The 25,302-nt window shown below is 59.3% G+C and carries 27 protein-coding genes; 21 read left to right on the forward strand and 6 right to left on the reverse strand.

The genetic code is table 11. The features are described 5' to 3' along the window. Window positions 1-57: 57 nt before the first annotated feature. Window positions 58-513, forward strand: a complete 456-nt coding sequence (locus BLS87_RS16750) for a flavodoxin (RefSeq protein WP_074753609.1) — start codon at window positions 58-60, stop codon at window positions 511-513. A gap of 3 nt (window positions 514-516) precedes the next feature. Here the strand turns inward: BLS87_RS16750 and BLS87_RS16755 are convergent, their stop codons facing one another. Further along, window positions 517-1,389 carry a LysR family transcriptional regulator gene (locus tag BLS87_RS16755; RefSeq protein ID WP_074753610.1) on the reverse strand — a complete coding sequence of 291 codons (873 nt, stop codon included), beginning with the start codon at window positions 1,387-1,389 and terminating at the stop codon, window positions 517-519. A 141-nt stretch (window positions 1,390-1,530) separates the two neighbouring features. Here BLS87_RS16755 and BLS87_RS16760 point away from each other — a divergent pair, with 141 nt between their 5' ends. The 7 genes from BLS87_RS16760 to BLS87_RS16790 all read left to right on the forward strand — a co-directional run bounded on the left by BLS87_RS16760 (window position 1,531) and on the right by BLS87_RS16790 (window position 9,983). Continuing rightward, window positions 1,531-1,917: a CidA/LrgA family protein gene (locus BLS87_RS16760; protein ID WP_074753611.1), complete on the forward strand. Its 387-nt coding sequence runs from the start codon at window positions 1,531-1,533 to the stop codon at window positions 1,915-1,917. Further along, window positions 1,914-2,600: an LrgB family protein gene (locus tag BLS87_RS16765; protein ID WP_074753612.1), complete on the forward strand. Its 687-nt coding sequence runs from the start codon at window positions 1,914-1,916 to the stop codon at window positions 2,598-2,600. The genes BLS87_RS16760 and BLS87_RS16765 overlap by 4 nt, the downstream gene beginning before the upstream one ends. A 177-nt stretch (window positions 2,601-2,777) precedes the next feature. Then, window positions 2,778-3,539 carry a class II aldolase/adducin family protein gene (locus tag BLS87_RS16770; protein WP_167362077.1) on the forward strand — a complete coding sequence of 254 codons (762 nt, stop codon included), beginning with the start codon at window positions 2,778-2,780 and terminating at the stop codon, window positions 3,537-3,539. Next, the gene (locus BLS87_RS16775; RefSeq protein ID WP_074753615.1) at window positions 3,539-4,513 is read left to right on the forward strand and encodes an alpha/beta fold hydrolase; all 975 of its coding nucleotides are present in this window, start codon (window positions 3,539-3,541) and stop codon (window positions 4,511-4,513) included. Before BLS87_RS16770 ends, BLS87_RS16775 begins: the two co-directional genes overlap by 1 nt. Before the next feature lie 126 nt (window positions 4,514-4,639). Next, the gene (locus tag BLS87_RS16780; RefSeq protein ID WP_074753617.1) at window positions 4,640-5,551 is read left to right on the forward strand and encodes an SDR family oxidoreductase; all 912 of its coding nucleotides are present in this window, start codon (window positions 4,640-4,642) and stop codon (window positions 5,549-5,551) included. Window positions 5,552-5,740: 189 nt separating this feature from the next. Then, window positions 5,741-6,265, forward strand: coding sequence for a hypothetical protein (locus tag BLS87_RS16785; protein WP_074753619.1), 525 nt, complete (start codon window positions 5,741-5,743; stop codon window positions 6,263-6,265). A gap of 265 nt (window positions 6,266-6,530) precedes the next feature. Beyond that, entirely contained in the window at window positions 6,531-9,983 is a 3,453-nt protein-coding gene (locus BLS87_RS16790) for a dermonecrotic toxin domain-containing protein (RefSeq protein ID WP_074753621.1), read from the forward strand. Here BLS87_RS16790 and BLS87_RS16795 read toward each other — a convergent pair. Then, window positions 9,980-10,783, reverse strand: a complete 804-nt coding sequence (locus BLS87_RS16795) for a SirB1 family protein (protein ID WP_074753623.1) — start codon at window positions 10,781-10,783, stop codon at window positions 9,980-9,982. The genes BLS87_RS16790 and BLS87_RS16795 overlap by 4 nt on opposite strands. Before the next feature lie 206 nt (window positions 10,784-10,989). Here BLS87_RS16795 and BLS87_RS16800 point away from each other — a divergent pair, with 206 nt between their 5' ends. From BLS87_RS16800 to BLS87_RS16860, 12 genes are all read left to right on the forward strand, one after another. Then, window positions 10,990-12,012, forward strand: coding sequence for a Glu/Leu/Phe/Val dehydrogenase family protein (locus BLS87_RS16800; protein ID WP_074753625.1), 1,023 nt, complete (start codon window positions 10,990-10,992; stop codon window positions 12,010-12,012). A gap of 104 nt (window positions 12,013-12,116) precedes the next feature. After that, the gene (gene pdhA, locus BLS87_RS16805) at window positions 12,117-13,217 is read left to right on the forward strand and encodes a pyruvate dehydrogenase (acetyl-transferring) E1 component subunit alpha (RefSeq protein ID WP_074753627.1); all 1,101 of its coding nucleotides are present in this window, start codon (window positions 12,117-12,119) and stop codon (window positions 13,215-13,217) included. Beyond that, window positions 13,207-14,211 carry an alpha-ketoacid dehydrogenase subunit beta gene (locus tag BLS87_RS16810; protein WP_074753629.1) on the forward strand — a complete coding sequence of 335 codons (1,005 nt, stop codon included), beginning with the start codon at window positions 13,207-13,209 and terminating at the stop codon, window positions 14,209-14,211. Before pdhA ends, BLS87_RS16810 begins: the two co-directional genes overlap by 11 nt. Window positions 14,212-14,229: 18 nt before the next feature. Then, window positions 14,230-15,336: a dihydrolipoamide acetyltransferase family protein gene (locus BLS87_RS16815; RefSeq protein WP_074753631.1), complete on the forward strand. Its 1,107-nt coding sequence runs from the start codon at window positions 14,230-14,232 to the stop codon at window positions 15,334-15,336. Window positions 15,337-15,791: 455 nt separating this feature from the next. After that, window positions 15,792-16,067 carry a BufA1 family periplasmic bufferin-type metallophore gene (locus tag BLS87_RS16820; protein ID WP_074753949.1) on the forward strand — a complete coding sequence of 92 codons (276 nt, stop codon included), beginning with the start codon at window positions 15,792-15,794 and terminating at the stop codon, window positions 16,065-16,067. Beyond that, window positions 16,067-16,507: a DoxX family protein gene (locus tag BLS87_RS16825; protein ID WP_074753633.1), complete on the forward strand. Its 441-nt coding sequence runs from the start codon at window positions 16,067-16,069 to the stop codon at window positions 16,505-16,507. Before BLS87_RS16820 ends, BLS87_RS16825 begins: the two co-directional genes overlap by 1 nt. A 60-nt stretch (window positions 16,508-16,567) precedes the next feature. Beyond that, window positions 16,568-17,344, forward strand: a complete 777-nt coding sequence (locus BLS87_RS16830) for an alpha/beta fold hydrolase (protein ID WP_074753635.1) — start codon at window positions 16,568-16,570, stop codon at window positions 17,342-17,344. 68 nt (window positions 17,345-17,412) lie between these two features. Further along, window positions 17,413-17,688 carry a BufA2 family periplasmic bufferin-type metallophore gene (gene bufA2 / locus BLS87_RS16835; protein ID WP_074753637.1) on the forward strand — a complete coding sequence of 92 codons (276 nt, stop codon included), beginning with the start codon at window positions 17,413-17,415 and terminating at the stop codon, window positions 17,686-17,688. Between the two features lie 97 nt (window positions 17,689-17,785). Further along, entirely contained in the window at window positions 17,786-19,117 is a 1,332-nt protein-coding gene (locus BLS87_RS16840; protein WP_074753639.1) for an acetamidase/formamidase family protein, read from the forward strand. 435 nt (window positions 19,118-19,552) lie between these two features. Next, a complete protein-coding gene (gene bufB, locus BLS87_RS16850) occupies window positions 19,553-20,395 on the forward strand; it encodes an MNIO family bufferin maturase (protein WP_074753643.1) in 843 nt (280 codons plus the stop codon). After that, window positions 20,392-21,150 carry an HvfC/BufC N-terminal domain-containing protein gene (locus BLS87_RS16855; protein WP_074753645.1) on the forward strand — a complete coding sequence of 253 codons (759 nt, stop codon included), beginning with the start codon at window positions 20,392-20,394 and terminating at the stop codon, window positions 21,148-21,150. Before bufB ends, BLS87_RS16855 begins: the two co-directional genes overlap by 4 nt. 5 nt (window positions 21,151-21,155) lie before the next feature. Beyond that, window positions 21,156-22,217, forward strand: coding sequence for an alpha/beta fold hydrolase (locus tag BLS87_RS16860; protein ID WP_208605175.1), 1,062 nt, complete (start codon window positions 21,156-21,158; stop codon window positions 22,215-22,217). Between the two features lie 69 nt (window positions 22,218-22,286). On the opposite strand, the gene BLS87_RS16865 is transcribed toward BLS87_RS16860, so the two are convergent. Next, window positions 22,287-22,547, reverse strand: a complete 261-nt coding sequence (locus BLS87_RS16865; RefSeq protein WP_074753647.1) for a YebG family protein — start codon at window positions 22,545-22,547, stop codon at window positions 22,287-22,289. A 254-nt stretch (window positions 22,548-22,801) separates the two neighbouring features. Here BLS87_RS16865 and BLS87_RS16870 point away from each other — a divergent pair, with 254 nt between their 5' ends. After that, complete coding sequence (locus BLS87_RS16870) at window positions 22,802-23,290, forward strand: phosphate-starvation-inducible protein PsiE (protein WP_074753649.1); 489 nt, start codon at window positions 22,802-22,804, stop codon at window positions 23,288-23,290. Window positions 23,291-23,366: 76 nt separating this feature from the next. Here BLS87_RS16870 and BLS87_RS16875 read toward each other — a convergent pair whose 3' ends face one another. The 3 genes from BLS87_RS16875 to BLS87_RS16885 form a co-directional block, all read right to left on the reverse strand. Next, window positions 23,367-23,702, reverse strand: coding sequence for a YXWGXW repeat-containing protein (locus BLS87_RS16875; RefSeq protein ID WP_074753651.1), 336 nt, complete (start codon window positions 23,700-23,702; stop codon window positions 23,367-23,369). A gap of 221 nt (window positions 23,703-23,923) precedes the next feature. Continuing rightward, window positions 23,924-24,253: a DUF3509 domain-containing protein gene (locus BLS87_RS16880; RefSeq protein WP_074753653.1), complete on the reverse strand. Its 330-nt coding sequence runs from the start codon at window positions 24,251-24,253 to the stop codon at window positions 23,924-23,926. Window positions 24,254-24,681: 428 nt separating this feature from the next. Then, window positions 24,682-25,101 (reverse strand): HPF/RaiA family ribosome-associated protein, encoded by a 420-nt coding sequence (locus tag BLS87_RS16885; protein ID WP_074753655.1) that lies wholly within the window; start codon window positions 25,099-25,101, stop codon window positions 24,682-24,684. Window positions 25,102-25,302: the final 201 nt, after the last annotated feature.

Raw genomic sequence — 25,302 nt, forward strand, 5'->3', positions numbered from 1 at the left:
ATTGCGCCCTTCTGGGGCATAATGCCGCACGATTTTACTCAGTCACAGGATCAGAGAATGAAAGTCGCCATTGTTTCGGGCTCGGTGTACGGCTCGGCCGAAGAAGTTGCCCGACACGCCCAGCAGATTATCAAGGACGCCGGCCACGAGGTCTTGTTCAATCCGCGCGTCAGTCTGGCGGATCTGCAAGCCTTCGCCCCCGAGGCCTTTCTGGCTGTCACCTCGACGACCGGCCTGGGTGAGTTGCCGGACAACCTTCAGCCGCTCTACTCGCAGATCCGAGACGTATTGCCTGCTGCATGGCGCGGATTGCCGGGCGGCGTCATTGCCCTGGGCGACGCCAGTTATGGCGATACCTTCTGTGGCGGCGGCGAGCAGATGCGAGAGCTGTTCATGGAGCTTGGGGTGCGTGAAGTGCAGGACATGTTGCGTCTGGACGCCAGCGAAACCGTTAACCCTGAAGGCGACGCCGAACCTTGGCTGGCTGACTTCGTGAGCAAGCTCGGCGCCTGACATCTACTGCCTTAGCAGCGCCAGCCAGGCTTGGGCGGCTTTGGACAGATAAGCGCCTTCACGCCAGATGAAAGCGATGTCCCAGCGAAGTTGGGTCGGTGCCTTTAACGTGACATGCACGACGCCTGGCCTGACCAGCGCCTTGGCGACCACCTGAGGCAACAGCACCACGCCTTGACCCGCCGCGACCAGTGCAGCAAGGAAGTCGGCCTGTCCGCTACGCCCACCTTCTTTGGGGGTGAAGCCGACCTGCTGGCAAGCCTGCAACAACCGGTCATTGAGCACGAAGCTGCGCTGATATAGCAGAAACGGCGTGTCGGCCAGTTGGCTCAGTTCGACTTCTTTCAGGTGAGCCAGCGGATGGTCGGCAGGGAGCAGCGCATCCAGCGGTTCGTCGCAGAAAGGCTGGGACGCAAACGCGGGATCATCCGGTGTAAGGCTTGCGCCCAACTCGAGTTCGCCCGTCATCACGGCCTGTTCGATGGCGCGGCTGCCGCCTTCAAGCAGGTGAATGGTGACGTTTGGATACAGCCGACGGTATTCGGCAAACGCCTTGGCAAACAAAGTGTCGCTGCCCAGCATGGGCAATCCCAAATGCAATTCGCCGCGCGCCAGGTTGCTCAAATCGTCCAGCTCGCGCAGCAAGCCATTGCGCAGCATGAGCATTTCCTCTGCCCGGTGATGCACGACCTTGCCCGCAGCCGTGAGGGTGACCTGTGAACCGTGCCGATCCAGCAGCGTCACGCCCAGGCTTTCCTCCAGTTGAGCCACCTGTTTGCTCACTGCCGACTGGCTGATGAACAACGTCCGTGCCGCCTGGGTGAAGCCGCCCTCGCGCACGACTTCGACGAAACTGCGCAGCTGTTTGAATTCCATGCAATCGAGCGCCTGCTTCTAATGGATATGGCGCGAGTATGGCGAATTTGATTCCGTTCTGGAATAGTTAAAAGTCTTACAATTCGTTTTTGGGATGGTAGATGAATCGATAGACTGCAGTCCTCAGAGGACTGAAAGACCATGAAACGTTTAGCTCGTCTCGCCCGCATCACGGCCGAACTCACTGCCTTGTTGGCGGTTTATCAGGTTGGCTGCGAGATCGCGTCCTGGCTGAACTGGCCGATCCCGGGTGGCGTGATCGGACTGGCTTTGTTGCTGCTGACCTTCGCTACAGGCCTTGTGAAGCCCTCGACGCTGCAAACCGGTGCAGGCCTGCTGCTCGCCGAGATGCTGCTGTTCTTCATTCCGCCGCTGATGAGTCTGCTGGACTACGGGACCCTGGTGCGCACTGAGGGCTGGCGCATCATGCTGGTGATCGGTTTCAGCACGTTGATGGTGATGGTGGTCACGGCGTTCACCGTCGAAATGGTCTGTCGTCTCAGAGATCGCTCGGAGGGCAAGGCATGACATTCGAGCCGATGCCGATCTTCTGGCTGCTGATCACGGTCCTGGCCTACGTTTCCAGCCGTTGGCTGTACCGCCGCACAGGGCGGTATCTGCTGTCGCCACTGATTCTGGTGCCCACCGTGCTGCTGGCGATTGCTTTGCCCCTGCACACCGCGTACGCCGAATATTCCACCAACACCCATTGGCTGATGCTGGTCCTCGGCCCGGTCACCGTGGCGTTTGCCATCCCCATCTGGCAGCAGCGCGCGTTGCTGGCGCGCCATTGGCATGCGCTGTTGATCGGCATGCTCGCGGGCAGTGCGGCCTCGATTGCCAGCTCGTTCGGTCTGTCCAAAGTGTTTGCCCTGGACACCTCGGTGGCGATGTCGCTGGTGCCTCGTTCCATTACCACACCCTTCGCGATGCCGCTGGCCCATGACCTGGGCGGGGTTCCAGAGTTGACCGCCGTATTCGTGATGTGTACCGGCGTGTTCGGTGCCGCGCTGGGCGGCGTGTTGCTCAAATGGCTGCCATTGCGGACTGCGCTGGCCCGCGGCGCGCTGTTCGGCGTGGGGGCGCACGGCGCCGGTGTGAGCCGGGCGCGAGAAGTGGGCGGCGAAGAAGGTTCGGTGGCCGGACTGGTCATGGTGCTGACCGGATTGTTGAATCTGTTTGCAGCGCCGCTGTTGGTCTGGATGCTCTGAGAGTCTTGTTCCAGAGCCCTCAGAGCGGTGTTGACTCGCCGGGCCATTAAGGTGGCTGCCAAGGCAAGTACCGCGAAGCCAACGGCTGTCTAGACTGCTGATCCATTAGAGCAGAATAACCGCCGAGGAACGCCGATCGTGAATGTCGCACAGGCCGTCGCCGATACCGTCAGCCCCATCAATCCCACCGTCAAGGATCAGGTCAGCCCTGCTGAATGGCAGACCCGGGTCGATCTTGCGGCCTGTTATCGGCTGGTCGCCCTGCATGGCTGGGATGATCTGATTTTCACGCACATCTCGGCCAAGATTCCCGGCACTGAAGACTTCCTGATCAACCCTTACGGTTTGATGTTTCATGAGATCACTGCGTCGAGCCTCGTCAAGGTCGATCAGTCGGGCAAGAAGCTCATGGACAGTCCTTACGACATCAACCCCGCCGGATACACCATTCACAGTGCGGTGCATGAGGTTCGTCACGACGTGGCCTGCGTCATGCACACCCACACGGCCGCAGGGGTCGCCGTTTCGGCGCAGAAGCAGGGCGTGTTGCCGATCAGCCAACAGTCGCTGTTCGTGCTGGCGAGTCTGGCGTATCACGCGTATGAAGGCGTCGCGTTGAATCATGACGAGAAAGCGCGGCTGCAAGCGGATCTGGGCGCCTGCAGCTTCCTCATGCTCAATAACCACGGTTTGCTGACCTGTGGCTCCAGCATTGCCGACACCTTCCTCATGATGTTCACCTTTCAGCGTGCCTGCGAAATCCAGGTGCTTGCCCAGGGCGGCGGGGCTGAATTGATCCCCATCGACGGGCAGATCCTCGCTGGCGCCAAAGCAATGATCGCCGGCGTGACCCGCAGCGCCGAGGGCATGGGCGGAGCATTGGCCTGGCCAGCCCTGTTGCGCAAACTCGACCAGTTTTCGCCGGGGTATTCGCAGTAATGAGGCCGGCGGAGATCCCTCTCAGCGTCTGGCGCACGCAGGGGCACGACTTCGTGTTTCGCGGGCAGACCATTCGTTATTGGGTGGCCGGGCAGGGCGAGCCGCTGTTATTGATTCACGGCTTTCCTACTGCCAGTTGGGACTGGAATTACCTGTGGCAGCCGTTGAGCCGTCAGTACCAGGTGATTGCCTGCGACATGCTGGGTTTCGGTGATTCGGCCAAACCCCGCGATCACGATTACAGCCTCGTGGAACAGGCCGACCTGCAGCAGGCGTTGCTGGATCACTTGCAGGTGCAGCAGCCGGTTCATGTTCTGGCCCATGACTACGGCGACAGCGTGGCCCAGGAACTGCTGGCCAGGCACCGTGAAGGCAGCTTCGCGATGGCCAGCTGCGTGTTTCTCAACGGCGGCCTGTTCCCGGAAACCCATCGCGCGCTACTGGTGCAGAAGCTGTTGCTGAGTCCGGTGGGCTGGCTGGTGGGGCGGACCTTTGACCGCTGCAGCCTGGACCGCGACTTCAGCCGTATTTTCGGGCCGAACACGCGCCCCAGCGAAAGTGAACTGGATGATTTCTGGAGCCTGATTTCAAATAATCGCGGGCACCACATCCTGTACCGGCTGATCAGCTACATTCCCGAACGTCTTGTCCAGCGCGAGCGCTGGGTGCAGGCCATGCAGAGCAGTCAGGTGCCAATGCGCCTTATCAACGGCGCCATGGATCCGGTCTCCGGGGAGCACATGGTCGAGCGTTACCGCGAGCTGATTGCCGACCCGGACACCGTGACGATCCCTGATATCGGTCGTTACCCACACACCGAAGCGCCAGCGCTGGTGCTGCGTCATTATCAACGCTTTCGTGCCGACATTGCCGAGCGCAGGCCTTGCACCGTGCCGCCTCGCGCCGTCCAGAACAACAAAATCCCCGATCATCCCTTTGCGTTATCGAGCACCATTCAGAGTGCCTCGTGTTGATTGTGACCAGCGCATGACTGGTTGACACTCGATGACTGTTTCGCGCGTTCTTGACCCATCTGCCAAGCCAGAGCGCGCCCGCAAGCCGGGCGCGGAGAACGAGCACCACCATCGGGGGAGAGCAACATGAGTGAATCCGTACGTTTCGAAGACAAAGTCGTGATCGTCACGGGCGCGGGCGGCGGGCTGGGACGCGCGCACGCGCTGTTGTTCGCTCGACACGGTGCACGCGTTGTCGTCAACGACCTGGGCGGTTCGGCCCACGGAGAGGGTGCCAATGCCTCGGCGGCCGATCGGGTCGTGGGGGAAATTCGCGAACTGGGCGGTCAGGCCGTGGCCAACCATGATTCAGTCACCGATGGCGACAAGATCGTGCAAAACGCGCTGGATGCGTTTGGGCGAGTCGATGTCGTGGTCAACAATGCCGGCATCCTGCGCGACAAGAGCTTCGCCAAGATGGAGGACGCCGACTGGGACCTGGTTTACCGCGTTCACGTTGAGGGCGCTTACAAAGTGACCCGCGCCGCGTGGCCACACCTTCGGGAGCAAAACTACGGCCGCGTGATCTTCACGTCTTCTACGTCCGGCATCTATGGCAACTTCGGTCAGTCCAACTACGGCATGGCCAAGTTGGGGCTTTACGGCCTGACCCGCACGCTGGCCCTCGAAGGCCGTAAAAACAACATCCTGGTCAACGCCATCGCGCCCACCGGCGGCACGCGCATGACCGAAGGCCTGATCCCGGCCAGCGTCTTCGAACTGCTCAAACCTGAACTGGTCAGCCCGCTGGTGGTGTACCTGGGCAGCGAGCAATGCCAGGACAGCGCCGGGCTCTACGAAGTCGGCGGCGGCTGGATGGGCAAAGTGCGTTGGGAGCGCAGCCTCGGCGCCGGTTTCGACCCGCGGGCAGGCTTCACCCCGGAGGACGTCGCGGCGCAATGGGGCGCCATCGGCGACTTCACCGACGCCGCCCACCCAGCGGACAACGTCGAGGCCTTGAAAGAAATGATGGCGAACTTGCAGAAGTTTGGCGGCTGATTCATTTCTGTGTGGCTGAAAGCGGCCAGTTCGAGTGATCGATCTGGCCGTTTTTGTAGGAGGGTTGTTTCGCTATTTGTAGGATTGTTCTCTAAATAAGGCAATGATTCCTTCTTCGAGAACAACGGTTCAACTTGCCTGGCCCGCGCCCGACATCCCTGAAGACCACGTTTATCTTCGGGAGGCAGCATGATTGGTAATTTGAGCAAGGTGGATCAACGGCTGAAAACGTACTTCGCCGTTCCAGACAAACGCTTTGAGGTGAAGTCTGGGTTAAGTCCTCAGGAAGAAGCGGTGAAGCAGCGGGTGCGTCAGTATTGGGCGGACAAGAGCATCCCGGAATCCAAAAAGCTCGAAGGCCTGAACATCGATTTGAGCGGGTTTGATCCTCGGAAAACCAGTAACCGACAATTGCTGGAAGTCGGAACGTTGTTGGCAGAGCAAGGATTGATCGATACCGACCTTGTCCAGTCACTCTCCAATTTGAATGCAAAGTTTGATGCGGCAGGGAAAAATATCACGATGGATACGGGATTGAACGCTTACGAATATTTAACGTCGCAGTTCAAACGATTGACGGACCCTGTCTATAACGGGAATGAAATAGCCGAGGGCGAGTTGATAGAGGTCAATGCATCCCTTTCTGTATTGATGGCACTCGAGAAGTACGGCAAGGCGCCTCGCGAAAGATCGTTGGTCAATATTCGTGTATGACGCCATGGAAAGCCTGCAGATTTTAGAGTGCCGTTCCTTGTTCTGATGATGCCAAGACCTGCTCTCTCAAATAAGCAGGGGAAACAGGTTCGCTCTCTAATTTTCCTACACGCCACGTCGGTCATAAATTCTCGCGCGATACATAATTATTGATCGAACGTGGCGTCTCTACCGTTTCATGGGTGCTCATTTTCATTATTTGTCTGTTTTCCCGATCGGCTGGATGCCGGGAGGGGGACGAATAATCAACCTTGGAGCTACACCGATGAACGATTCAGCAACTACCTTGACCCCCTCCGAGGGGCGTCCCGAATACATGACGCAGCAACTGGCCAACCTGACCGAGGCCTGCGCGCAGTCCAGTGAGCTGTTGGCTCAAAACATGACCTTGCGGGAAGTCGCGTCGAACCTGCTTGCTGGCACTGTCAGGTCGACCGGTCTGAAGGTTTCCAGTGCAGATGCCATTTTCTTCAACCGCCTCGACAGCGATCAGCACATTGCCTCGATTGCGCTGCCTGATTTGCTCGTAGACGCCATGCGTCACGGTGATTCGGTGCTGGAGAATGTCGGTGCAGCATTCTTTACCCGACACGATTCGCTCGATGCCGAACATGCGCTTTCTCCCGGGCACAATCAGGACTTGAGAAAGGCCGTCGTGCATCTTTCAGGCACCCTGTCCGAGTCCTATCAAGCGCAGCTCGACGGGTTTTGGCAAAAACCTGTTCCGGCGTCTGACGGCCAGCAGCCCGTGGGGACGACGGTCGAGGCGCTGATACGTCAGCAGTGTTCGGCGCTGGACACCGAACTTGTGTTGTGTGGGTATTCGGCGATGGTCTCCACGCAGGAGCAGAAATGGCTGTCAGGCGTGATCGAGGGCAGTTCAACCGATGGTGTATTTGGTCTGACATGGACCATCGCCGACGGTACCCGGGTGAGGGTGCCTTCAGCCTACGTCGTGAGTGAGTCCATACAGGACGACGGGCAACCTGCAGGCGTGACTTTCCTGATCATGCCAGCGCGCGGTATAGAGCGTTTCGAATCCGTTGACAGGCTGCGAGAGGGCTTGAGCAGCAAGCTGGCCGGCCCACTGAAGGATGCCTTATTGATCAGGGACCTCGTGCAGTTTGGCGATCCGGGCGCTGTCGACCCATGCGCGTGGACATTCGAGGCCATGAACGATTCCCTCATCAACACTCATGTGCATGAGGTGCGGCATAAGCAGACCGAGGATTGCCGGTTTTTGCTGGCGCAGGGGCATGACGAAACCGACCGCCAGGTGTTCTATACGCAATTGGAGCGCGTACAAACCTGTGCTCATCTCGACGAGGCCATGGGGCAGAGCTTCAATTCATGGGTAGCCAAACTGAGCGAGATCGCAGAACCCCATTGGCGCAAGTATGGCGATGCCGGAGAGAAAGCGTATTTGATTCGTCTGGAGCATGCTCACGCTGATCGTAGAAGGAAAGTGGACGAGCTGTTCGGTCACCTCCACTCCCTCGAAACATTCGCTCAAGCAGAGATGACGCAGTACATGCGCCACCATTTGGGCCGGGCTATCGATCCGAGTCAGGTCCGGATCAACGTTCACGACACTATCGAACTCAGGCTGGATGATTCACTGCACACCGTTTACGACTACTCGCTCCTGGAGTTCGCTGTCCAGGGGATGCCGATTGTCGCGTCAAGAATGAGATTTTCACCTTCGCCCGATCAGCTACACGCCGATTTTTCCGCCGCATTCGTCAAGGAAATGCTCGATCAGCTGAATCTTCACGCTCGCTATGAAAAAGCGCTGGAGCAGCGCATGAATGACGAAAACGTGTTGCATGCCATGACTCGCCATCGCGACAGCGCGATAGCCCTCAGCGCCCACGCTGCAAAGATGCAGGGGCATTTACAGCAGGACCGCAGTCATGATCTCGTTCACATGATCCGCGGTGACCTGACGCCCGCGGGAACCGTTCACTGCGTTGGCAGCCTCCACCTGACTGCTACCGATTCACGCTTCAGGGACATGATTGTCATCGCGGAGCGCACGCAGACCGATGAGCATTTCGTGCTGTATGCCCCTGGCGGCCCCAACGGACGCGATTTCTTCGAATTTCGTTCATGGCGCGAATTGAGCTTTCAAGTCGGAGGATGGCTGTCTGACGAGTCTGGCCGCACCTACCTCCATGATCAGTTGTTCGGCCCTTCCAAGTCCGAAGCGATTGCCTTCCTTAACGAGACTCAACTGACGCCTTCTCTTTGGGGTGCCGACAGTTGTCGGTTCGTGGGCAGTACGGGGCCGAACTTCGAAAGCAATCTGGCCGGCCTGGTCCGGCAAAAGGCGCTGAGCAGCTTTCCTTTTTTCAATGGGGAGGCAAGATCGGTCGCCGACTTGCCATCGTCTGCCAATGCTTCGATTCTCGCGATGTTAAATGCCCGAATCACCGGGTTGAATAGCGTGTTCGCCAAGCTCAGTCCGAGTTTGATGCCGTTGCGTGATTATGTTCAGAAGGAGACGAGCAAGCTACTCAATGCGTATCTGCAAAGCGCCGGTTATGCGGGGCATGTCGACCCTGACACGTTGTACCTGGGGCTTGGCATTCCTTATACCGAAACGCCTGATTTCGGCGAAAGCAGTGATTTGCGATCGCTGACGGACCTGATGATGCATGGCAGCGACGACATCAAACGCTACAGTCCGCACATCCATCTGTACTCGTCGGTCGGACTGGACGTGACCCGTTTTCCATCGAAGCTGATCAGTTTCATGGATAAACAGATACGGGAGGCGGATCTGGCGGCTCACTACATGAATCATCTGAACAGTGAGTTTCTGGAGCGCAAGAATCCGCTTCATCATCGTCGTAAAGCGTTGCTCGGAAAACGTATTCAGTACGAGATGACCCGGGGAGCGTTGGTCATGTTTCACCAAGGTCATCTGACGTTGGCTCAATATACCTGGCTGTGCCAAACAATCGACGGACTTGCGGTGGGCGCGCCGGTCATCTCCTCAGTCGAGAATACGGCGGTGTCGGCACTCAGGATCGCCGGTCAGATTATTGAGGGCGTCTATATATTCAGGGATTTTAATAGCCAGGACCCGGCATACAACGTGTTGTATACGCCAGGTGCGCCAGATGGACTTGAATATCGACCGCTGTCTGACTTCGCCCAATTGTTGGGTTCCGAGAAGATGCGAACCTATTACGCTTCACGTGTCTCACACGCCGGACAGAAGTTGATGGGTGAGTTCCTTGACCGGTTCATCCGAGGCCGCAGGCACGAACCAGACGTCATCAAGATCCATAACCGGCCGGAATACCGGATAGCCAATGTCGATCAGCTCTACGGCGATATGTTCGAGCGCATGATTGCCGATGTGGACAGCCAGACGCAGAGCGTGGCGGAAAAACGAATGGCGCTGGCGTATACGATTATCAAATGGACGGGGACCATCGTATTTTTGCCCTTCCCTCAATTGAGTTTAGGATGGGGATTACTCAACACAACGCTGACGTTCATCCAGGCTTTTGACGCCTATGGCTCCGGCGACCGAGCCGCCGCGATCCCTTTGTTTATCGCGGGAGCGATGGGCATCGCTCTGGGGGGTGATGGTGTCAGGGCGCTGATTATGGGCGGGAATGGATTGGGCACCATCGTGGCAACCCGCGCGGGTGTCTGGGCCTGGAAAAAGCTCGATCTTGGTGCCGCCTATCGGCTGACGGCCTAATGAATGGCTTGACCCGACGGGAGTTGCACTAACCGCTGGGTCAACCGGATGCGCTGCACGGGATCGTCACTCAATAACAACGCATGCTCCAGGTCGAAACGTTCGGCCTGCGGGCATTCGAGGTTCTGATACAGGCTGGCGCGGGCGAGGTAATCACTGGCATTGCCTGGGCCCAGTTCCATGACCCGCGTGGCATCTTTGAGTGAGGACAGCAGATCGTCGTTGATCTGGTGCAAGTGACGCAGGTTGCGGGATAGCCGTTGAAGCATCGCTTGAGGCGTTGCCGTGCGCATGTGTTCGGATTTGAGCGGCATGTCCGGTCCAAACTGGCGCAGCAATAATTCGCGGCAATCTTTGGGGTACAGCCTGCGGCCATCGCACGGGTCCAGCGTATGGTCGGCACCCGGTACGCGCAGCAGGAAATGCCCCGGAAAATTTACACCCTCCAGCGGAATTTCCATGCGTCTGGCCAGTTCCAGCGCAACCATCGCAAGGCCCAACGGTTGCCCGCGACGCCGTTCCACCACCCTGTGCAGCAACGCCACCTGGGGTTTGGGCTGGGCAACGTCGTCCTGTTGAAAACCGATCGTCGCCATTTGCCGTAACAGAGGCTGGGCCAATTCTGCTGCCGGTAACAAAGGCAGCGAGGCACTGATCCGGCGCTGCAATTGAGCGATCAGTTCCTGTGTTGTTTGCGGGTCGACCGTGGCGTCGTGCTCGACCGATATCCACAGCGCTGCGTCGAACGTCGACGGGGGCGTACGCTGCAGGCAGTCGAGGCAGTGTTGGCGTGGATTCATCGACTTCTCCATCTGGATCAGGCGTCTGAAACAGTGTTCTGGATGCTCCGTTGTAGCCCTGGCGGCGACGTTCGTCCAGTGCCGATTATGGGCTGACGCGCTCCGCCGAACGTATGCCGACAGATTGTCTGGATATGTCCGACGAGGCCCGTCGTTTTTTCTGTCAGCGCCTATACTCGCAATACAAAAAAACGGGAGCACTGCCTATGTTCGCTCTCATGCAAAGCTCACGCGTTCAATCGCTGCACCTGATTGTCGACCCACAGACTTGCCTTAAAGCCGTGGTCGCAATCCACAGCAGTCGGAAGGGCCCTGCTCTGGGTGGCTGTCGCTACCTGTCCTATCCAAATGAAGAGAGCGCCATCGAAGACGCTATTCAGTTGGCCAAGAATATGAGCTACAAGGCGGTTCTGGCTGGCTTGTCGTTGGGCGGTGGAACGGCCGTGATTCTGCGGCCTGCGCATGTACCTGATCGCGCTGCGTTGTTCGAAGCCTTTGGGCGGTTCATCCAGACGCTGGATGGCCGCTATATCACGGCGATGGACAGCGGCACGTCCAGCGAAGACATGGATTGCATCGCTCAATACACCCAGCACGTCACCAGCACCACGGAATCGGGCGATCCTTCGGCGTACACCGCCATGGGCTTGTACGCCGGTATTCGCACCACCGCCATGGCCCGGCTGGGCAGCGATAATCTGGAAGGGTTGCGCGTGGCGATTCAGGGCCTGGGGCATGTCGGCTACGCGTTGGCAGAGCAACTGCATGCGGCGGGTGCCGAATTACTGGTCGCCGATCTCGACAGCGGCAAAGTACAGCTGGCGATGGAGCAGATGGGCGCCAAGCCGGTGTCCAGCGAGGCCTTGCTCAGCACGCCTTGCGACATCCTGGCGCCCTGCGGATTGGGGGGTGTGCTGAACAGCCACAGTGTCACCAAGTTGCGCTGCGCGGCGGTGGCCGGCGGGGCCAACAATCAACTGAGCTGCCCGGCCATTGCCGACCAGCTCGAATCCCGCGGCATCCTCTATGCACCTGATTACGTGATCAATTCCGGCGGATTGATCTACGTCGCGCTGCAACATCAAGGAGAAAACCAGAACACTATCACCGCGCATCTGTCCCAGATAGGAACACGGCTGACTGAAGTATTTGCCCATGCCCAGGCCGAGAAGCGCTCACCCGCGCGGGTAGCCGATGCATTGGCAGAACGCCTGTTGAACATCGAGTAGGCGCCTTACCGGCGCCTTTCGAACCAGGCTCGCGACCACAAGTGGCGAGTGGTGACCATCACGCGTGCGTCCCTCAGGCGTCGTCGCGTGCTCAGGAGTGTGCAATGTCCAATAACAAGATCGATCTTGCGTACACCCGTTATCTGTCCCCCGACGGTCGTCTGACCGGAGAACTCCCTCCCTGGGCCGATGACTTCAACCTGCTCACCCGTCTCTATCGCCAAATGGTGCTGACCCGACTCTTCGACCAGAAGGCCGTCGCATTGCAGCGCACCGGACGCATCGGGACATACGCCCCAACGTTGGGCCAGGAAGCGATCGGTGTTGCCATTGGCAGCCTGATGCACCCTGAAGACGTCTTGATCCCTTATTACCGCGACACCGCCGTGCAGTTGATGCGGGGCGTGCGCATGGAAGAAATCCTGCTGTATTGGGGCGGCGACGAGCGTGGCAGCGATTACGCCGAACCGGCCGTGGCGCAGGACTTTCCGCTCTGTGTCCCGATTGCGACCCAGGCGCTGCATGCCTGTGGTGTGGCCAGCGCGTTCAAGATTCGCGGTGAGCACCGCGTGGCCGTGACCACGTGCGGGGATGGCGCCACCAGCAAGGGCGACTTTCTTGAAGCGTTGAACGTGGCCGGCGCCTGGCAATTGCCGGTGGTGTTCGTCATCAACAATAACCAGTGGGCCATTTCCGTGCCTCGGCGTATTCAGTGCGGCGCGCCGACGCTGGCGCAAAAGGCCATTGGCGCCGGCTTTCATGGCGAGCAGGTGGACGGTAACGACATCCTCGCCGTTTACGACCGCATGCAGATTGCGCTGGAACGCGCACGCAAGGGCAAGGGGCCGGTTCTGCTGGAGTGCCTGAGTTATCGCTTGGGCGATCACACCACCGCCGACGATGCCACGCGCTACCGGGCGGCCGAAGAAGTGAAGCAGGCGTGGCAGGAAGAACCGATCAAACGTCTGCAGTCGTTCATGGCCAGTCAGGGCGTTTGGGACGAAAACCGCGAACAGGCGCTGATCGCCGAATGCCAGGGTCTGGTTCAGCAGTCTGTCGATAACTTCGAAAGCGCAGGCAATCAGGCGCCGGAATCAGTGATCGATCACGTGTACGCGAAGTGGCCGGCACCGCTGGCCGATCAGCGTGAGTGGTTCCTTGAGCGCGTGGCACGTCGCAATGGAGGTGCCGGTCATGGCGAATGACATTCCCACAGCAGATAAAAAGCTGAGCCTGCTGGAGGCGGTGAACCTGGCGATGCACCGGGCCATGAGCGAAGACGAAAACGTCGTCGTGCTGGGTGAAGACGTCGGCGTCAACGGTGGCGTGTTCCGGGCGACGCAAGGCTTGCGCGATGCCTTCGGCTTCAAGCGTGTGATCGACTCGCCGCTGGCGGAAACCATGCTGGGCGGACTGGTCGTCGGCATGGCTGCACAAGGGCTCAAACCCGTGGTGGAAATCCAGTTCATGGGCTTCATCTATGCGGCCATGGAGCATCTGGTTTCCCATGCCTCGCGCATGCGTAACCGCACGCGCGGTCGGCTGAGTTGCCCCATGGTCATGCGCTCCCCAATGGGCGCGGGGATTCGTGCGCCGGAGCACCACAGCGAAAGCACCGAGGCGATGTTCGCCCACGTGCCGGGCTTGCGCGTCGTCATCCCGTCGTCGCCCGCCCGCGCTTACGGCTTGTTGCTCGCGGCCATCGACGATCCTGACCCTGTGATCTTTCTGGAGCCCACAAGGCTTTACCGCATGAATCCGCAGACGCTGGTCGACGATGGCAAGCGCCTGCCGCTGGACACCTGTTTTACCCTGCGTGAAGGCAGCGACATCACGCTCATCAGTTGGGGGGCGAGCGTCCACGAAACCCTGCTGGCCGCGAGTGCTCTGGCCGAACAGGGTGTATCGGCGGAGGTGATCGACGTGGCGTGTGTCAAACCGCTGGACCTCGACACGCTGGAGGCCTCGGTGCGAAAAACCGGCCGCTGCGTGATCGTCCACGAAGCGCCCCGTTCGGGTGGGCTGGGCGGGGACATTGCCGCGAGCCTTTATGAGCGTGTCTTTCTGGACTTGCAGGCGCCGATTCAACGGGTCACTGCGCCGGACATTCCGCCGCCGCTTTACCGGTTGGAGCAGCTGTATATCCCCAGCGTCGAAGACATTCTTCACGCCTGCGACAGCGCCCTGAATTTCGCCTGACGGCCGAGGAGGCTTGCGATGAAATATTTCAAACTGCCCGATCTGGGCGAAGGGTTGCAGGAAGCGGAAATCGTCCAGTGGCACGTCAAGGCCGGGGACACGGTGAAAGCCGATCAGCTCGTGGTGTCTGTCGAAACCGCTAAAGCCATCGTCGACATCCCTGCGCCGTATGACGGTGTGGTGGCGAAGGTCTATGGCGGCGATGGCGACATCCTGCATGTCGGTGAGCCGCTGATGGCGTTCGAAGGCGAGGGCGATGCGGGCACGGTGGTCGGCCGTCTGGAGGGCGGGGGAAACAGCCAGGACGATCAATTCTTCGTCGGCGCTGCGCCTTCAACCCGCGAGCACATGTCGACCCGCGCCACACCGGCGGTGCGTCAACTGGCGCGACAACTGGGCGTGGACCTCAATGCGCTGAGCGGCTCGGGCAGCGACGGTCTGATCACCCGCGCCGATGTGGAAAACGCTTCCCAGGCGGAGCGCGACAGGTTTGGCGGCGAAAAACTGCGCGGCGTGCGGCGCAGCATGGCGCTGAACATGGCCAAGTCCCACGCCGAAGTGGTGCCAGTGACGATTTTCGGCGACGCCGATCTGCATCGCTGGGGTTCAGCGCGCGATCCGTTGATTCGTATCGGCAAAGCGATGGCGGCGGCGTGCAAGGTGGAGCCGGTGCTGAACAGCTGGTTCGACGGCAAATCACTCTCGATCAAGCATCACGACAACCTCGACCTGGGGATTGCCGTGGACACGCCCGACGGCTTGTTTGTGCCGGTGCTGCGCGATGTCGGCAATCGTCAGTCGGCGGACCTGAAAGAGGGCATGAATCGCCTGCGGGCGGACGTCAAGGCCCGCTCGATTCCGCCGCGGGAAATGATGGGTGCGACGATCACCCTGTCCAACTTCGGCACGCTGTTTGGCCGTTACGCCAATCCAGTCGTCGTGCCCCCGCAGGTAGCGATCATCGGCGCGGGTGGCATTCGTGAAGAGCCGGTGGCCTTGGACGGCCAGGTGGTGGTTCATCCGATCCTGCCGCTGTCGCTGACTTTCGATCACCGAGCAGTGACCGGGGGAGAGGCGGCACGGTTTTTCAGGGCGTTGGTGGATGAGCTGGAGAAGCCGGAGTAGCCACGAGGAGAAGGGTGAACATGTCGCAAGCCTGCTTCTGGCCGTAGGCCGTAGGAGCGTGGCTTGTACCTGGGCCGCATCCGGACGATCTGGCGCGAAGCGGCAGTAAAACCTGCGAATGCGGTCGGTTTGGCATTCCGCATACGCAGGTTTTACGACGGGTGCCCCGCCGATCATCCGGATGCGGCCCAGGTACAAGCCACGCTCCCACAGTGATCCCCTTCCTCCCGTTACGCGAACATTTCTCAACGTCGGTTTTATTCCATCTGGCTTTGTATCGGACTGTATACCCATGCCCGGCAGATACATCTGCTCAGGCTTCAGCGCGCCGGGCGACACAGTCGAGATACAGGCCCGCGATTAAATCTCCTCACCGAAAGGCGTCGCCGGTTTCAACGTTGAAACCCAAGAAGGATGCCGGACTCGGCCCAGTCCCTAACGTTTTGGAGATGACCATGAACACTAAATACGCCGCCCTTGCCGCCACACTCGCGTTGTCGCTGACCGCTCTGGCCGGCACCGCTTCCGCTGCCGATCAGGCCAGCCCGAAAGAGAAGTGCTACGGCGTGTCCCTCGCCGGTCAGAACGACTGCGCTGCCGGCCCAGGCACTTCGTGCGCCGCCACTGCGGTCGCGGACTATCAGGGCGATGCCTGGGTGCTGGTCGACAAAGGCACGTGCACCACCATCAAGACGCCCAAGGGCTTTGGCTCGTTGACGGAACAGAAGTGATGCGCGGTTCGATTCTGGCGCCGACGCTGCGGGCCGCCATGCCCAGTGCGTTGCTGTTGATCGCCCGGGTCGGCATTGCGTCGGTGTTCTTCTTGTCGGGCCGTACGAAAGTAACCGGTCTGCTGACGATCAAGCCCTCGACGTTTCAGCTGTTCCAGTACGAATACGCGCTGCCGTTGATCCCGACTGATCTGGCGGCACACCTGGCGACCTATGCCGAGCATCTGTTTCCGATTCTGCTGGTGCTTGGCTTGTTGACACGACCGGCTGCCGCTGCGCTGTTGGGCATGACGGCGGTGATCGAGATTTTCGTGTACCCGGACGCCTGGCCAACTCACCTGACGTGGGCCGGATTACTTCTGCCGCTGGTGGTGTATGGCGCCGGACGATGGTCGTTGGATCACCTGTTTTTCGGACGGCCTCGCGCCGCCCGCCATTGAGTTCGCAACACAAAAAAACTGAAACCTGAGCGGGGCTGAACAGGCCCCCGGAGAGTCACCATGCGTACAGTTTCCAAACTCGCCCTCGGCGTCATGGCCGTGGCCGCTCCGTTTTTCGTCTCTGCGGCGACACCCGCTGCTGCACCCGTCGCACCGACTGGCGCGAAAAACATCGTGATCGTTCACGGTTCTTTCGTTGACGGTTCGGGCTGGCGAGTCGTGCACGACATCCTGATACACAAGGGCTACAAGGTCACCGTGGTGCAGCAGCCTGCGACCAACCTGGACGAAGACATTGCTGCCACCCGCGAAATTCTCGACCAGCAGGTCGGCCCGGTGGTGCTGGTCGGTCACAGCTCGGGCGGTGGCGTGATCAGCGCCGCCGGCATCCGTGACAAGGTCAAAGCGCTGGTCTACGTGGCTGCTCTGCAACCTGAAGTGGGTGAGAGCATGGGCCAGTTGATCGCCTCGATGCCTGCGCCAAGCGATGACGTGCGACCCACTCGCGACGGTCATCTGTTCTTTGATCGCACCAAATTCAATGCCGACTTCGCGGCGGACCTGACCACCAACCGCACCGATTTCATGGCCGCTTCGCAACCTGCTGCGACCGCTGCCACCTTTGGTGCGCAAGCCTGGGCCGCGGCCTGGCACAACAAGCCGACCTACGCAATCGTCGCCACAGATGACCGCGCCCTGAGCCCCGATCTGCAGCGCTGGATGTACAAGCGCGCCGGTTCCAAGGTCACCGAAATCAAGGCCAGCCACTCCGTTTACATCTCGCAGCCTGAAGCCGTCGCTCAGGTGATCGAAGACGCCGCGCTGGCCGTCAAGTAAGCCTGACGTTCACGCCACCGATTCAACACACCTTTGTTGATTTACCCCGACCGCAATTGGAGAACACCATGATCGCTTCGAACAAATCCCGCTTCAGCATCGCCACCGCCGCCGCTCTGCTTGCCTTGGCATCGGCTTCCTTCAGCGTCGGCGCATCGGCTGCCGATGCCAGCGCCGAAAAGCCAGGCCGTTGCTACGGCGTCAACGGTTGCAAAGGTGAAAGCCTGTGCGCGACTGCCAAGAATGACTGCAAAGGCCTGAACAGCTGCAAGGGCCAAGGCGTGATCGTCAAGACTCCCTCCGAATGCCTGAAAGCCGGTGGCACCCTGACCGAGCCTAAATAAGGCGGGTGACAGAGCCCGTCCAGTGCGACGGGCTTTTTGCTTTTTATCTGCCGTCGTTGGTGGCGGCTGCGGCTTGTACAACGCGGAGGATCGACCATTGAAGACTGCCCAGCCTGAATCGATCATCGGGAAGACTCCCGTCGATCGCTTGACCGTAAATCGTTACACCCATGGCATCATCGGCCCGAGTCAGCCGATGCTGGGCCCGCTGTCCGACGGTGGCACCCTTATCACCGGTACCCCGCCGGGATGCTGGGGACCGATGATCACACCTGCGTTTCAGGGTGGCCATGAGGTCACAGAACCCGTTGCGATTGTCGGTGCTGAAGTCGGTGATGCCGTGGCACTGAAGATTACCCGGATGCGCGTGACGTCCATTGCGACATCATCGGGGGTCATGAGCTTTGTCGAGGGACGCTATCACGGTGATCCTTTTGTCTCTAAATTCTGTTCCGACTGCGGCACCGAACACCCGGCGAGTCATGTCGAAGGCGTGGGTGAAGACGCCATCCGCTGCGACAACTGCGGCGCCGAGGTCAACGCGTTTCGCTTCAGCAATGGTTACGTGATCGTGCTGGATCCGGAAAACCAGGTCAGCCTGACGGTCAGTCAGGAGATCGCCAACCGCCTGGCGGGCAATGCATCTCAAATGTCGGCCTTGCCCGAACTCGCCGAACAGCATTCGATCCTGTCGCTGGCTCGCGCCGACATGCCAGGCGTTGCCGCGCACATGCGTCCGTTTCTCGGCAACATTGGTACCACGCCAGCGCGCGATTTGCCGGACTCCCACAACTGCGCCGATTTCGGTCAGTACCTGATCGACGCACCGCATCGTTTCGGCATGACCCGTGAAGAACTGCATGCAGCGAAGACCGATGGCCATATGGACACCAACTCGGTGCGTGAGGGCTGCATCCTGATCTGCCCGGTCAAGGTGCCAGGCGCCGGGGTATACATGGGTGACATGCATGCCCAGCAAGGCAACGGTGAAATCGCCGGGCACGCCACCGATGTCTCGGGCGAAACGGAACTGACCGTCGAGGTGATCAAGAACCTCACCATCGAAGGGCCGATCCTGCTGCAGAATTTCGATGACCTGCCACCGATGGCCAGACCCATGTCCCCCGAACAGCGGCGCAAGGTGCAGGCGTTAGGCGCACGCTGGGGGCAGACCGAGATCGAAGAAAACGGTCCGATCACTTTTCTGGGGAGCGGTGAAAACCTTAACGTCGCCACTGAAAACGGGCTGAGTCGTGCTGCGGCTGTGACCGGTCTTTCATACGACGAAGTGCGCAACCGCGCGACCATTGCGGGGTCCATTGAGATCAGTCGCTTGCCTGGGACTGTACGCGTCACGTTTCTGTGCCCGATGCCAATTCTGGATCGTATGGGCATCGGTCATCTGGTGCGCGAGAAATATCATCTCTGATCGTCGTGTTCAAACCCTGTGGGGTTGAGTTTGCTGATGTACGTTTTTGGCCAGACCGACCCCTTCCTTTCGGCGGTCACACTGCATTCGTCAGCCAGCTCAACGCCCACGGCCTTCGGTAAGACTCAAATACTCTATGTCGACATGCATGCCGACTTCTCCCCGGAGGGGGTGGGAGCCCGGCTTGCCAGCGATTTAGCGCGGAGCGACCGCAAAACGGGCCCGTTGGTTTTATGAGCTGGCGCATTCGCCCCGAATTTGTACCGCACTGTGTACGGACTGTCGCTGGATACACGGGCTTGATTTTGCGGGCCTCGCGGGACACAGAGGGGATACAGCGGGACGTTTAAATCTGTACACCGAAAGTCGCTATACAGAGCCCGGTTGAGTGGCTCGTTAAGGCGTCGTAGCAATCCTTTCTGCGGGGTACGCATCATGTCAGCTTTCTTTTCAGGATACGGGCTGGGCCTGCGTCGCGAGCACTACCGTGACTTCCTGGAGACTCAGGTTCCGGTAGATTTCGTCGAGGTCATCTCGGAAAACTTCATGGTCGAGGGCGGACAGCCGCGCAACATTCTGCGTCAAATGCGTGAGCGTCATCCGGTGGTGTTGCACGGTGTGTCCATGTCGATCGGCTCGGCGGACGGCCTTAACCCTGATTACCTCAAGCGCCTGAAAAGCCTGGTCGACGAAATCGAACCGTTGTTCGTTTCCGATCATCTGAGCTGGTCGCGCATCGGCGGCTTCAATTCCCACGACCTGCTGCCAGTGCCGTACACACAGGAGGCGCTGGAGCGGGTGTGCGCCAATATTCATCACGCTCAAGACGTGTTGGGTCGGACCATGCTGTTCGAGAACCCCTCCAGCTACCTGAGCTTTCCGGACGCCGCCATGACCGAGTGGGAATTCATCGCCGAGATGTCCCGTCGTACCGGTTGCGAATTGCTGCTCGACGTCAATAACGTCTACGTCAGCGCCAGCAATCATGGCTTCGACCCGTTGGCGTTTCTCGATGGTATTCCGGCTGAGCGCGTGCGTCAGATCCACCTCGCGGGACACAGTCAGGGGCCCGATCTGTTGATCGACACCCACGACAGCCCGGTGTGTACCGACGTCTGGGACCTTTACGCCAAAGCCATTTCGTTGCTCGGTCCGGTCGCCACCATGATCGAACGCGACGACGATATTCCGCCCCTCGGCGAACTGCTGCAGGAGTTGTCCATCGCCCGTGCGTTGGGCGCTGCCGAAACGACACGCCGCGCAGGAGAAGCCGCATGACCCTCGCCGAGATGCAGCGTGATTTTCAGTCATGGCTGGTCGATGCATCCGAAGACGCGGCCGACCGTTTGAGTGTTCACGCCGCCGCAGGCCTTGCGGTGTATCAGAATAATTACCGGGCACAGTTGGTGAGTTGCCTGGAACATGCCTTCCCGCAATTGCGCACCTGGCTGGGCGAGGAAGCATTCCGTCATACGGCCATCGACCATATCGACCACTGTCCACCTTACGCGTGGACGCTGGATGCCTACGCCGAGCATTTCGGCGAGACCCTGCGTCGACGTTTTCCCGAAAACCCTGACATTCACGAGCTCGCCTGGATCGAACAGGCCTTGAGTGAGGCGTTCGTGGCCAGAGATGCCACACCGCTTTCCCCCGACGCATTGGCGACCGTCGACTGGGACCACGCCCGGTTGTGTTTCACGCCATCGTTACGGATACAAGTCATGACCACCAACGTCGAAGCGGTCTGGTCGGCGTTATGTGAGGGGCGTACGCCACCGGACAGCGAAATGCTAGCAGAGGCGGGCGGCCTTATCGTTTGGCGGCGAGGGTTTACGTCCCGGTTGCGAGAGGTCGACGCCGTGGAGTACCTGGCACTGGTTCAGCTCCAGCAGAACGGCAGCTTTATCGACCTGTGCGAGATGCTCGTGGCTAGGCTGGGTGAGCAGGAGGGCGTGGCAAGGGCGGGTGCGTTACTCGCGAGCTGGCTTGGCAGTGAGCTGATCATTGATGTCGAAGCGGCTGAGGAATGAAAACAATGTCCACGTTCACCCTCAACCGTCGGCATTTTCTGACCTCCTCTGCGGCAGGCGTTGCAGCGTTTGCACTCAGTGATCTGACCCCTGCGATGGCAGCCTATGAGCCTGTCGAAAAAAAGGCTGCGGTGAAATCCTCCGGCACGGCCGCCGCGCTGGGGCCGATCAAGCAGGTCACCACCGATGTGCTCGACATCGGTTACTACGAGGCGGGTCCTGAAGACGGCCGCCCTGTCGTGCTCCTGCACGGATTCCCCTACGACATTCACAGCTACGTCGAGGTGGCGCCGATCCTGGCCGCGCAGGGTATGCGGGTGATCGTTCCGCATTTGCGCGGGCATGGCAGCACGACGTTTCTGGATAAAGACACGCCACGTTCCGGTCAGCAAGCCGCGATCGGGCAGGACGTGCTGGACTTGATCACGGCGTTGCACATTCCGGAAGCGGTGTTCGCAGGGTTTGGCTGGGGTGGTCGTGCCGCGTGTGTCGCCGCAGCATTGAAGCCTTCGCGGTGTGTCGGGTTGGTCTCGGTCAACAGCTACCTGATTCAGGACATCGCCAAGGCAAGCGAACCGTTGTCGGCACAGGTTGAATGGGGTTTGTGGTACCAGCATTATTTTCAGACCGCGCGTGGCCGCGCCGGACTGCAAGCGAATCGACGCGAAATGGCGCGCCTTTTGTGGAAGAGCAATTCGCCGACCTGGCGTTTCGATGACGCGACGTTCGAGCGCTCGGCGGCGTCATTCGACAACCCGGATTACGTCGACGTGGTCATTCATTCCTATCGTCATCGCATGGGCCTGGCGCCCGGTGCGGCCGACTATGAAGAGATCGAAAAAAAGCTCGCTCAAAACCCGCCGATCAGCGCCCGGACCATTACCCTGGACGGCATGGCCGATGGCGTGATCGCTGCCACCGATGGCACCTCATCGGCAGCGCACTTCATCGGGACTCGGGAGCATCGGCAGATCCCTGACGTTGGTCACAACCTGCCGCAAGAAGCACCGCAGGCGTTTGCCGATGCTGTGGCAGCATTGGTGCGCAGCGGGAAGTGGAGGACGTGAGTTAAAACGGTCTTGCTGAGAGAAGACTGACGTGTGGGTGCAAGCTCGCTCCCACACGGGGTTTTAGCGTTACTCCGCCGCATCACTCAATAATTCATTCAATGCATCGGGCTGGTTCTTGAACGCGCGGGCGAAGACGTCGCGGTTCTTCGCCATGTAGATGCCAGCCTCTTCGACCTGTGCTTCGGACAGGGACGGCACGGCTTTGCTCAATACGCTGGACAGCAGCTCGGCGAGTTCGAGCATCTTGTCATGACGGTCAGCTTCGGCTTTATCCATGAACAAACGCTCCAGATCTCGGCTGCTGCGGTATACCACTTCGACGGCCATTTACCACCTCATATGCCTTCACGATAGTTAATCTTCAAGCGGGTACTGTTTATTTATACAGTGCGCAGCATAAGGGAATCGATGCCGCTTGGGTAGTGGCAATTCATACGCATTTTTAGCGCCACAACGCCTTGCGACATCCGGTCACGTTCTCAAAGGTAGCCAATGGCCCCTTTAATGCTTGGCCAATTGCGCAAGCAAAAGCTTCATGCGTGCGCGGCATCATTGCTCTGAATCACTCAAGGAAGTACATCGTGAAAATCAACTGGGCCGAATCCCTTCGTCAGCAGGTGCACAGCTGTGCCGAGTCACTGGGCAATCTGTTCGTCGAGACCTTCCATTACCTGGCGCTGTTCGCCATCGGCGCGGTCACCGCGTGGGCCGCGGTCATGGCCTTTCTGGGGATGCTGGAAAAAGGGCACATCACGGTCGATGACATCCTGCTCTTGTTCATCTACCTGGAGTTGGGGGCGATGGTCGGGATCTATTTCAAGACCAACCACATGCCCGTGCGCTTCCTGATTTACGTGGCAATCACCGCGTTGACGCGCTTGCTCATCTCCGACGTGTCGCACCATGCGCCGCCGGATCTGGGCGTCGTGTACCTCAGTGGTGCGATTTTGCTGCTGGCGTTCGCGATTCTTGTGGTGCGTTACGCCTCCTCACAATTTCCGTCGGTGAAGGTCCCGGACCCTCATGGCAAAACGAAAGGGGCGGTGATCGACGAGAAGGGCGAGTTATAAATGACGTTTTGCCGGCCTGAATGAAAAATGCCCCGTCGATGCGGGGCATTTTTCTTTCTGCATGATGATCAGGTGATCAATTCACCCAAACCCCGACATGGTAATGCCAGCCGTCGCCCCGGTTTTCCCAGTACGGATGCTGGTAGCGGTACCCAGGCCGCACGGCTTCCCAGTGACCATGAACCGGGACATAGCGGTTGCCGTTCCAGCGCCAGTAGCCGCGGGACCAAATGTAGCCGGGGCGCGGCGCCGGTTCTTCTTCAATAATGCGTTCCGGGGGCGCCTGCGGGGCGATGACTTCGACATGCTCGGCGCGCGGCGGCGGCCCGCGCCGCTCATGCACAACCCTTTCTTCCACGCAGCCGGTGGCCATCACCAGAACGCCAGCCAGCGCTAAATACCGTAGATACATTCCGCTACCTCCAACGTGTCCACATCCGGCCACCACCCTCTGCGTTGCTCGGGGCGTGTTGGCTCGATACAGATTTGTTGTAACAGGTCGTCTCTGTCTGAGGGCTGAATCGGCGGGAAGTTAAAGCGGGGAAGCGATCACCGGCATTGCGACAGGACAGCAGGAGCGAAGGGGGAGGCGACGGGAAATGTTCGCCTCCATTAGAAGATTTGAGCCATCGATCAGAGGCCCATCGCCTGGTTGGCACGGTTGAGCATTGCGGCATTGGCGACCGGCGGTGCCAATTGTTTTACGTCGCCATCGGTCATGGCGGCGAGGATCTTGATGGCGCTGTGACCTTGTTCGATGGCGATGCCGAATTGGACGCTCTCGATCAAGCGACGCAGGCGCTTGGGTGAATTACGTTGTTCAGCGCTGATCAAACGTTTAGCGACCACACCTGACTCGTTGGAAAGTGTCAGCATGATGGTTCCGTCGAGGCCCTGGATACTCAGGTTAACCCGGTAGTCTGGGTGAAAAGCATCGGTGATCTGTTGAAAAGGATTGTCCATGGCCTGTTACCTGATTATCGATCTGCATGAATTGACTGAACGTTTGTCCTTTTAGTTCTCGACGCAGGATCAACGGTATAAACAAACTGCGTCTGTGTTGGCGAGTCAGCTGCCCATCGGGCCGGAAAGGGCGTGGTCTGCAGAGGTTAAAGGCTCGACGTTTTGACCCTTGCAGGGTTCGGGCCATGCGGGACGGGCGGGGCTTTTAAAGCGACCATGAATCCTTTCAGCGCGGAAAGTGTGATGCGGTTTACTCTTTATAACTAATGAGTAAGTAGTAGCGAAGTGCCGTTCTAGTTGCACGCAGGCACCATTAGGGCGCTGTCTGCATGGTTTGTGTGCGCTTCAAATTGAAAATAAAAAGGGCGGGCCTGTCTCCACAGGCCCGCCCTTGTTTATTGAATGATTGAATGTCTCAAGCCGCTGGCTTAACCGTGCAGGGCTTCGTCTTTTTCCAGGAATTCTTCCTGTAGCAGGGCGTCGGGGTTATCCGAGTCGTCGCCTTTAACGTTGCTGAGGGTGGTGACTCCGCCGCGTTTGCTGCGCAGTTTGCCAAACAGGTGTTCCAGCGCGTGATCGAGTTTCACGGCGGCGCCGTCCACGGCCTGATCCAGCGAGTCGGCCTTGTGGGTCACGGAAATAGGTTGGTGTCCTTTTGGCCGGGCTTCCATCTGGCAGCGGATGTCATGCGGGCCGGGCTTATCGCCGTTCTCATCGCGGATATGGACTTCGACGCGGGTGAGGTCTTCTTCGTAGCGTTCGAGCGTGCTTTCAACGGTGGTTCGTACCCACTCCTCCAGTCGGATGCTGCTTTCGATGTGGTTATCGCTGTTGACCTGGATTTGCATAGTTCTTCCCTTACTTTGGCTTGCTCGGGAGAGTCTCGACGACACTGAAGTTTTCGTCTGCCCTCATTCACAGTGTTGGCGCCGATGAAGAAACAATTCAACCCCCAGATGCGAGAAAATATTTCCGGTGCGCAATCTTCACGTTGAAGGACGCGGGGCACCTGTGATGCGAAGAACCACCTAAAGGCGGGATTAGCCCGC

Origin of the sequence: Pseudomonas abietaniphila (assembly GCF_900100795.1) — a bacterium.
In the GTDB taxonomy this organism is placed as follows: Bacteria; Pseudomonadota; Gammaproteobacteria; order Pseudomonadales; family Pseudomonadaceae; genus Aquipseudomonas; species Aquipseudomonas abietaniphila.

Bases quoted from the DNA above. Each gene is read 5' to 3' on its own strand.
- BLS87_RS16750 (WP_074753609.1), top strand. From the start codon at position 58: ATGAAAGTCGCCATTGTTTCGGGCTCGGTGTACGGCTCGGCCGAAGAA.
- BLS87_RS16755 (WP_074753610.1), bottom strand. From the start codon at position 1,389: ATGGAATTCAAACAGCTGCGCAGTTTCGTCGAAGTCGTGCGCGAGGGC.
- BLS87_RS16760 (WP_074753611.1), top strand. From the start codon at position 1,531: ATGAAACGTTTAGCTCGTCTCGCCCGCATCACGGCCGAACTCACTGCC.
- BLS87_RS16765 (WP_074753612.1), top strand. From the start codon at position 1,914: ATGACATTCGAGCCGATGCCGATCTTCTGGCTGCTGATCACGGTCCTG.
- BLS87_RS16775 (WP_074753615.1), top strand. From the start codon at position 3,539: ATGAGGCCGGCGGAGATCCCTCTCAGCGTCTGGCGCACGCAGGGGCAC.
- BLS87_RS16780 (WP_074753617.1), top strand. From the start codon at position 4,640: ATGAGTGAATCCGTACGTTTCGAAGACAAAGTCGTGATCGTCACGGGC.
- BLS87_RS16785 (WP_074753619.1), top strand. From the start codon at position 5,741: ATGATTGGTAATTTGAGCAAGGTGGATCAACGGCTGAAAACGTACTTC.
- BLS87_RS16790 (WP_074753621.1), top strand. From the start codon at position 6,531: ATGAACGATTCAGCAACTACCTTGACCCCCTCCGAGGGGCGTCCCGAA.
- BLS87_RS16795 (WP_074753623.1), bottom strand. From the start codon at position 10,783: ATGAATCCACGCCAACACTGCCTCGACTGCCTGCAGCGTACGCCCCCG.
- BLS87_RS16800 (WP_074753625.1), top strand. From the start codon at position 10,990: ATGTTCGCTCTCATGCAAAGCTCACGCGTTCAATCGCTGCACCTGATT.
- pdhA (WP_074753627.1), top strand. From the start codon at position 12,117: ATGTCCAATAACAAGATCGATCTTGCGTACACCCGTTATCTGTCCCCC.
- BLS87_RS16810 (WP_074753629.1), top strand. From the start codon at position 13,207: ATGGCGAATGACATTCCCACAGCAGATAAAAAGCTGAGCCTGCTGGAG.
- BLS87_RS16815 (WP_074753631.1), top strand. From the start codon at position 14,230: ATGAAATATTTCAAACTGCCCGATCTGGGCGAAGGGTTGCAGGAAGCG.
- BLS87_RS16820 (WP_074753949.1), top strand. From the start codon at position 15,792: ATGAACACTAAATACGCCGCCCTTGCCGCCACACTCGCGTTGTCGCTG.
- BLS87_RS16825 (WP_074753633.1), top strand. From the start codon at position 16,067: ATGCGCGGTTCGATTCTGGCGCCGACGCTGCGGGCCGCCATGCCCAGT.
- BLS87_RS16830 (WP_074753635.1), top strand. From the start codon at position 16,568: ATGCGTACAGTTTCCAAACTCGCCCTCGGCGTCATGGCCGTGGCCGCT.
- bufA2 (WP_074753637.1), top strand. From the start codon at position 17,413: ATGATCGCTTCGAACAAATCCCGCTTCAGCATCGCCACCGCCGCCGCT.
- bufB (WP_074753643.1), top strand. From the start codon at position 19,553: ATGTCAGCTTTCTTTTCAGGATACGGGCTGGGCCTGCGTCGCGAGCAC.
- BLS87_RS16855 (WP_074753645.1), top strand. From the start codon at position 20,392: ATGACCCTCGCCGAGATGCAGCGTGATTTTCAGTCATGGCTGGTCGAT.
- BLS87_RS16860 (WP_208605175.1), top strand. From the start codon at position 21,156: ATGTCCACGTTCACCCTCAACCGTCGGCATTTTCTGACCTCCTCTGCG.
- BLS87_RS16865 (WP_074753647.1), bottom strand. From the start codon at position 22,547: ATGGCCGTCGAAGTGGTATACCGCAGCAGCCGAGATCTGGAGCGTTTG.
- BLS87_RS16875 (WP_074753651.1), bottom strand. From the start codon at position 23,702: ATGTATCTACGGTATTTAGCGCTGGCTGGCGTTCTGGTGATGGCCACC.
- BLS87_RS16880 (WP_074753653.1), bottom strand. From the start codon at position 24,253: ATGGACAATCCTTTTCAACAGATCACCGATGCTTTTCACCCAGACTAC.
- BLS87_RS16885 (WP_074753655.1), bottom strand. From the start codon at position 25,101: ATGCAAATCCAGGTCAACAGCGATAACCACATCGAAAGCAGCATCCGA.